The sequence below is a fragment of the Corallococcus terminator genome (assembly GCF_003611635.1).
Taxonomy (GTDB): domain Bacteria; phylum Myxococcota; class Myxococcia; order Myxococcales; family Myxococcaceae; genus Corallococcus; species Corallococcus terminator.
Window position 1 is genome coordinate 1 of record NZ_RAVZ01000424.1, and the last position, 7,060, is coordinate 7,060.

Below are 7,060 nucleotides of genomic sequence, written 5' to 3' on the forward strand. Positions count from 1 at the left end.
TCCCCGTCCCCTCCGAGCAGCCGCTGTACCTGGGTGCCATCGTGGACCTGTCCCGCGGCCAGGTGGAGCTGCGCGAGGACAACAACGTCCGCGCGGACTTCCTCATGGGCGTGGGCCAGAAGCCGGACCTGATCATCAGCTCGCTGACGGCCCCCGCTCACGTCACCCCCGGCCAGTCCTTCACCGCCACCGCGCGGGTGTGCAACGTGGGCACGGAGCATTCCCCGAACGTCCCCGTGGAGCTGTACCTGTCCACCGAGCCGACGCTGGCGGTGGTGCCGGGAGCACCCCCTCCGGGCCGCGCGCCCGTGGGCATGTTCCAGGCGCCGGGCCTGGCGCCGGGTGAGTGCGCCCTGCGCTCCGTGAGCGCCTGGGCGGTGGTGCCGCCCCAGGCCCCCATGCCGAACCCCACGCTGTACGTGGGCGCGCTCGTGGATCCGCAGGCCGGCCTTCTGGAGCTGCGGGAGGACAACAACGCCTCGCCCGTCTCGCGCATCGGCGTGGGCATGGGCCCGGACCTGGTCGTCCGAAGCGTGCTGATGACGCCCAGCGCGCGGCCCGGCACCTCGTTCCAGACGTCGGTGCAGGTCTGCAATGAAGGCACCGCGTCCGCGGCCTCTTCGACGCTGGGCCTCTTCCTCTCCACCGAACCGGACTTCACCTTCCCCCAGGGCGTGCCGCCGCCCACGCTCATCCGGGTGGGCTCCGTGAACGTGATGCCGCTGGCGCAGGGCCAGTGCTCGACGGTGCCGTCGCTGGCGCAGGCCCAGCTTCCGCCCGAATCCGTGCCGGGACGTCCGCTGTACCTTGGCGCCGTCGCGGACGTGTCCCTCGCCCTCAACGAGCTGCGCGAGGACAACAACGTGCGCTCCGCCCCGATGAGCGTGGGCAACGGCCCGGACCTCGCGGTGCGGGAGGTGACGGGCCCCCGGAGCGTCATGCTCGGCGCCCCGCTCACGCTGGTCGTGACGGTCTGCAACATGGGCATGGACCTGGCGCCCCCCACGCCGGTGATGGCGGTGCTGACGTCGGACGCAGCGCTGTCCGTGAGCGCGCCCAACCCCGGCACGTCCACGGACTCCGTGGTGGGGACGGCGAACACGCCGTCGCTCGGTTCGGGCCAGTGCTCCGCCGTGAACGTGGCAGGGTACGCGAACCCTCCGCCCGGCGTGGATCCGGAAGCGCCCCGGTTCCTGGGCGCGCGCGTGGACTTCCCCCAGCAGCTCACGGAGCTGCGCGAGGACAACAACACCCTGGTGGGCCCCCGCGTGGGCGTGGGCTCCGGGCCCGACCTCGTGGTGCGCGCGCTGACCGCCCCGGCGAGCATCCCCGCGGGCTCTTCCTTCACCGCGCAGGTGAAGGTCTGCAACGAGGGGACGGCGGCCCTGAACAGCACCGTGCCGGTGGACCTGATCATCTCCAGCGAGCCGGTGGTCTACGTGCCAGGCCAGGCAAGCGCGCTGTACACGCAGCTCCAGCTTCCCGTGGGCAACCAGCCCGTGTCCTCACTCGGGGTGAACCAGTGCACGACGCTGTCCATCCCGGCCTACGCGTCCCGTCCGTCCAGCCCCGGATCCGCCTTCTATCTGGGGGCCATCGTCGACGCGCCGGGCTCGCGGTGGGAGCTGCGTGAGGACAACAACAGCTTCATGCTGCCCACGCCCACCGTGATGCCGTAGGCCGCCGCAAGTTCCGCGATGACGCGGCTGCGTTCCCCGCGAACGCAGCCGCCCCGTCACCCCTCGTCGTGAAGACAGCTCCTCCGAGTGCGCGGTCCGCCCCGGAGGGCTGGTCCCGGGGTTGCAATGAAGCCTGGCCATGTCCACCCAGGCCGCCGCCACCTCCGCTCCGTCCACCTCCAGCGCGCCCTCCATCGCTCCGCCGGACGCCCTCACGCAGGGGGTGCTCGACACCAACGCCGCCGTGCCACAGGTCGACGCGGCGGTGGCCGCGCTGCTCGCGCTGAGCGTGCCCTCCAGCACGCAGGTCCCCAGCCTCTCCGCCGACGTGGAGAAGGCGCGCGCGGACGCGACGCTGTGGACCACCACCTATCGCCCCCAGGTGTTGTCGACGCTCGCGGGCGTGGCCCGGTTCGGACAGACGTTCGACACGGCCTATGCGCAGCTTCAGCCCCTCTCCGTGCGGCTGGCCACCGGTGACTCCACCGCCATCGCGCCCTTCCAGCAGGTCCTCACCCAGCTCCAGGCGGACACCCAGGCCACCGCGACGGCGACCGCCAGTGTCCACACCGAGCTGGTGACGTATGAGACGTTGATCGACGGGGACATCGCCCTGCTCAACGCGGACCAGAGCGTCCTGATTCAACTCCAGGCCCAGGACACGCAGGCCGCCCAGGCCGCGAGCCAGGCCGCGGATCAGGTGGAGCAGCAGATCCAGCAGGACGAGGAGCAGATCGCGCTCGCATACCTCCAGGGCCACTACTACGTCGCGGCGCTGGAGCAGACCATCGACATGCTCACGGGCAAGGACCGCGAGCTGCGCGACCAGGAATCCCAGCTCAATGCCGAAGCCAACGCCGCCTCCGAGGACGCGCGCGAGGCGGGCGGCACCAGCGCCCAGGTCTCCCAATACCAGACGTTCCTCACGGCGCTGGCGGGCAGCATCGGCACACTCGACAACGGCTGGAACGTCCTGGATTCGAACTTCACCGTGCTGCTGCAGAGCGAAGACATCACCACGTATGGCTTCTTCACGCCCTCGTTGCTCGCGGCCGTGAAGGCGGATTGGGACAACCTCGCCCTTCAGGCTTCCCTCCTGCTGGGCATTTGATGAAAGGGACACCATGACCACCACGGCGACCGCCACGAACGCAGCGCAGGACAGCGACACGAACACGGACCCGCCGGACATTGGCGGCAGCGGGCTGTCCACCAGCGTGACGGACACGCAGACCGCCGCGTCCGTCATGCAGATGTATACGAACGTCGTGCTCCAGACGCCCATCATGAACCTGCCGTCGGAGGTGGACAGCCTGTCGGGCTCCACCGTCGTGGAGCAGCTTCCGGTGGACCAGGCCAACGCGCAGGCCCACGCGCGCTACTACCTGCAGACGCTCAACCCGCAGATGGTGTCGCTGCTGGGCACCATCATCGGGTACGGCAACCAGTGGACCGCGATGTACCACCAGCTGCTCTACCTCGCCAATCACCTCGACACGGGTGACAACCAGCAGCAGTTCATCGACGGCATCAACCTGCTCATCAAGCAGTGCGGCGTGGGCAAGGACCAGGCCACCGCCACGTCCTCCGCGCTGTTGGCCTTCGCCACCGATTCCCTGGACGCGGACGTGGCGGCCTTCAACCAGGACTACACCAACGTGAACCTCGCGTACGGTGCGGACAGCACGGAGATCACGGAGCTCAATCAGCGCATCGCCGCCGACCAGAAGGCCATGGACACGGCGTGCTGGGTGATCGCGGGCTCGGCCGTTGCCCTGGGCGTGGGCAGCATCGCGGTCCTCGTGGGCATCTTCGCGGAGATTCCCTCCGGGGGAACGTCCACCGCCATCGTGGTGGGCGGCTTCGCGCTGGCCGCGGGTGGCGCCGTCGTGGGCTCCCTGGCCCTGGTGGACTGGAACAACGCCAAGGACGACATGGTCGAGGCGACCACCGAGTTGAACAAGGACCAGACGCTCCTGTCGACCATGAACACGGCCATGCTCAACATCCAGAGCCTGAGCTCCGCGTGTAACCAGGCCGCGACCGCGGTGCAGGGCCTGGCGAACCAGTGGACCTCGCTGGCGGCGGATCTCCAGGCGACCATCGACCAGCTTGAAGTCGCCGAGGACGCCTCCTCGTGGATCGCCTCGCAGTTGGTGGCCGCCAACGCGGACTGGGAGACCACGCTCGCCCTGGCGACCTCCATCCAGCAGAACGGCACGCTGCCCGTGCAGCAGGAGAACTACGATGCGTGAGCCCTCCCCGGAGGTGTTCTCCCCCGTGCGCCTGACCACCGCGCTCGCTGGACTGGGCGCGGCGGGAACGACGCTCCAGATGTACGCGCAGGCCCTGGCGCAGCAGCCGGTGGTGAGCATGGCGTCGGTGCCGAGCCTCGCCACGGACCTGGGCCGCGCGCAGGAAGTGGCCCGGGCCTGCCTGGGGACGGTGATGCCCCAGGCGCTGAAGCTCGACGCGGCGAGCCTCGGGTTCATCAACCAGCTCATGGCCATGTATCCCCGGCTGCAGCATCTTGCCCAGCTCGTGGACCAGGGGGGCTCCGCTGGAAGCCAGGCGGCCCTCGAGCTCTCCCAGGGGTTGGACCTGCTCGCGCAGTTCCTCGCGCGGCAGACGGACACCGTCGCCGTGTTCGTGGCGGAGGCGCACCGGCTCTCCACCGTGACGACCGAGGTGTCGGATGCGCTGGCGGCGGATGCCGTCGCGGCGGCGGGGGATGCGGAGATCGCGAGCCTGGAGGCGCAGATCAACGACACGCTGGCGGCCATCGACCAGGATTGTCAGACCATCGCGAAGGGGCTGTCCGGCACGGACAAGGCGTTGGTCCAACTGGCCATCAAGATGTACAACTGCGAGGACTCACCCGTGGCGGCGGCGAAGGCCTTCGTGGGCCTCATCGTCAACACGGCGAACACCAGCGGTGACACCATCGCGGCGCAGCACGACGTGGAGCGGCAACTCCAGACGCTGACCACGCTCTACTCGGAGTTGAATCCGCTGCTCGCGGAGGCCGCGGTGGCGCAGACGGCGTCGCAGGAAGCGGCGCTGATGGCCCAGAGCACCACCCGCATGCAGCAGGCGGCGAATGACATGGGGCTCTCCTGGGCGGCGTTGATTGAGGGCTACGCGTCCCTCTCCCAGGCGCTCCAGCAGGGCACCTCCCTGCCGCCGCTCGCGCCCGTCCTGGAGGAGAACAAGGCGGGGTGGCAATCCCTGCTCGACGAATGCACGGCCTGGCAGCAGGTGGGCCTGTTCCCCGTGGTGCTGCTCCAGCCGACGACGGGCGTCGCCGCCTGAGGTCCCGCGGGCCAGCCTCCTGCCCCGCGGCCTCGGGGCAGGGGGCGGGCCCTCGCGGAGGGCCGGTTAGTAGCGCGGCCGGGTGGGCAGGTTCAGGTCGTCGCGCAGGACGTTCTCGCCCGGGCGGCCACCCTGCACCACGTCCGGCGTGGACGGGTCCTGATCCAGGTCGATGGGCAGACCCACCGCGGACGTCTCGCGGTTGTTCGTGCCGTTCTTCTCGCCGTTGGCCAGCGTGCCATTGGCGTAGTCGGACGCGTGCACCAGCTCGTGGAACAGGGCCACCACGGGAGGACGGTTCATCCAGTCCTCGTTGCCCAGCGAGATGCGCGTGGTGTTGTAGTTCACCGTGCCGTTGGTGCCCTTGCCCGCCGTGCCGTCCGCGTTGAACCAGGCGTCGGCCTTGTTCTGCGCGGCCGCGGAGTTGCCCCCGGACGTCTCCTGGATGGTCGTGGTGTGGCCGCTGTCGTCCAGCGTGCGCAGCAGGTCCTGGCCCGACGGCAGCGAGCGCATCGCGTCCAGGTCCGACTGGGTACGCGCCTGGAACTCCGCGCTGCCCGTCACCGTCACGGACCGCCCGCGCTGGTCCGCGTCCGTCATGTCGACGATCTCCCGCTCACCCGCGGCGTCGGCGGCGGTCGTCTCGTTCGCCTCCACGTACAGCTTGTCGGTGCCCTCGCCGCCCTCGACGGTGTCCGCGCCCGCGCCGCCCGCCACCGCGTCGTTGCCCGCGCCGCCGCCCAGCGTGTCGTTGCCGCGCCCGCCGATGACCTGGTCGTCGCCCTCGCCGCCGTCGGCCTTGTCGTCGCCCGCGCCCGCGTCGATGTAGTCGCGGTCCCCGCCGCCGGACAGGTCGTCGTTGCCGTCCAGGCCGTAGAGCACGTCCCGGCCCGCGCCGCCCTCGATGCGGTCATCGCCCGCGCCGCCCTCCAGGTAGTCGTCGCCGTCCAGGCCGCTCAGCGTGTCGTTGCCCTCGCCGCCGATGACGGTGTCGTTGCCCACGCCGCCCGTGAGCGTGTCGTTGCCCTTGCCGCCCACCAGCTTGTCGTCGCCCGCGCCGCCGTCCAGCGTGAGCGCCTGCGTGACGCTCGCGTCCACCGTGATGGAGTCGTTGCCGGCGCCGCCGTTGATGATGGCGCCCTTCGCCTGCTCGGCCGTGAGCGTCACCGTGTCCTTGCCGGACTTGATGGTCAGCCCGCCGTCCTTGTTCTGCGACACCGTGGCGGTGTTGTTGCCCACGCCCAGGTCCACCACCGTGTTGCCGGCGGCGTTGGTGCTCACCTGCGGCGTCGTGGCGTCCGCGACCGCCTTGGCCACGTTCTTCGCGACCTTGCTGATGGCCGACCCCAGGTCGCTGAAGATGCCGCCGTCCTTCTTCGCGCCAGCCGCCTCGCCCGCGGCGCGCACCGTGCCGGCTTCCTTGTCCTTCGCCCCCTGGGGCCGGACCGCCGGCGTGCGGGGCCCGGCGTCGAAGCCGTCCGACATCCGCTGGGAGACGGCGGCCTTCACCGCGTTGGGACGCGGCGCGGCGGCGGGCGTCTTCACCGGCTCCGACTTCACGGGGGACGTGGGACGCGAACCGGGCTTGCCAATCGAAGTCATGGGCTTCTCCCAGGTGACGGACACACCTGGAGTGGGTCCGGCGGACGGCCGCCGGGCGTCGGACGAACGCCGACTCGGGGATTGTCGCGGGGGCCGCCCCCGGGTTGCGTCCCCCCTCCCGATTGTCACGGTCAGGTGACACGAATCGGGCTGTCGTGTGACACGCGGGGGTCGCCTGTAACGGTGTGGCAACAACCCGGGTGGGTGTGTTGTCGGGCGTGAACCCGTCCGGTAACGGGAGCGCAACTTCGGGACCAAGAGCGCCTCCGCTCCCCCCGACCGGCCCGACGCCTTCATGACCGTCACCATTCGCTACCGCACCGTCCTCCAGGCCCTGCTGTCCGGCACGTCGCTCCTACTGGCCCCCGCCGTCCTCGCGCAGTCGGAGGCGCCGCCGCCTCCGGCGCCCGTGTCCGAGCCGGCGCCCGTGTCCGAGCCGGCCCCGGCCCCCCCTGTCGCCGTCGAAC

At 70.7% G+C, this 7,060-nt stretch carries 5 protein-coding genes; 4 read left to right on the forward strand and 1 reads right to left on the reverse strand.

The annotated features are described in order from the left end of the window. The 4 genes from D7V88_RS36840 to D7V88_RS36855 all read left to right on the forward strand — a co-directional run. A partial coding sequence (locus tag D7V88_RS36840; RefSeq protein WP_279636139.1) for a CARDB domain-containing protein occupies positions 1–1,679 on the forward strand: 1,679 nt, incomplete at its 5' end. Positions 1,680–1,818: 139 nt separating this feature from the next. Further along, a complete protein-coding gene (locus tag D7V88_RS36845) occupies positions 1,819–2,790 on the forward strand; it encodes an HBL/NHE enterotoxin family protein (protein ID WP_120545257.1) in 972 nt (323 codons plus the stop codon). Positions 2,791–2,803: 13 nt separating this feature from the next. Further along, positions 2,804–3,934, forward strand: a complete 1,131-nt coding sequence (locus D7V88_RS36850) for an HBL/NHE enterotoxin family protein (RefSeq protein WP_120545258.1) — start codon at positions 2,804–2,806, stop codon at positions 3,932–3,934. Further along, positions 3,927–4,991, forward strand: coding sequence for an HBL/NHE enterotoxin family protein (locus tag D7V88_RS36855; protein ID WP_120545259.1), 1,065 nt, complete (start codon positions 3,927–3,929; stop codon positions 4,989–4,991). Before D7V88_RS36850 ends, D7V88_RS36855 begins: the two co-directional genes overlap by 8 nt. A 66-nt stretch (positions 4,992–5,057) precedes the next feature. Here the strand turns inward: D7V88_RS36855 and D7V88_RS36860 are convergent, their stop codons facing one another. Further along, positions 5,058–6,593 (reverse strand): M91 family zinc metallopeptidase, encoded by a 1,536-nt coding sequence (locus D7V88_RS36860; protein ID WP_120545260.1) that lies wholly within the window; start codon positions 6,591–6,593, stop codon positions 5,058–5,060. Positions 6,594–7,060: the final 467 nt, after the last annotated feature.

Excerpts from the sequence above, each read along its gene's own strand:
- D7V88_RS36845 (WP_120545257.1), top strand. The coding sequence starts at position 1,819 with ATGTCCACCCAGGCCGCCGCCACCTCCGCTCCGTCCACCTCCAGCGCG.
- D7V88_RS36850 (WP_120545258.1), top strand. The coding sequence starts at position 2,804 with ATGACCACCACGGCGACCGCCACGAACGCAGCGCAGGACAGCGACACG.
- D7V88_RS36855 (WP_120545259.1), top strand. The coding sequence starts at position 3,927 with ATGCGTGAGCCCTCCCCGGAGGTGTTCTCCCCCGTGCGCCTGACCACC.
- D7V88_RS36860 (WP_120545260.1), bottom strand. The coding sequence starts at position 6,593 with ATGACTTCGATTGGCAAGCCCGGTTCGCGTCCCACGTCCCCCGTGAAG.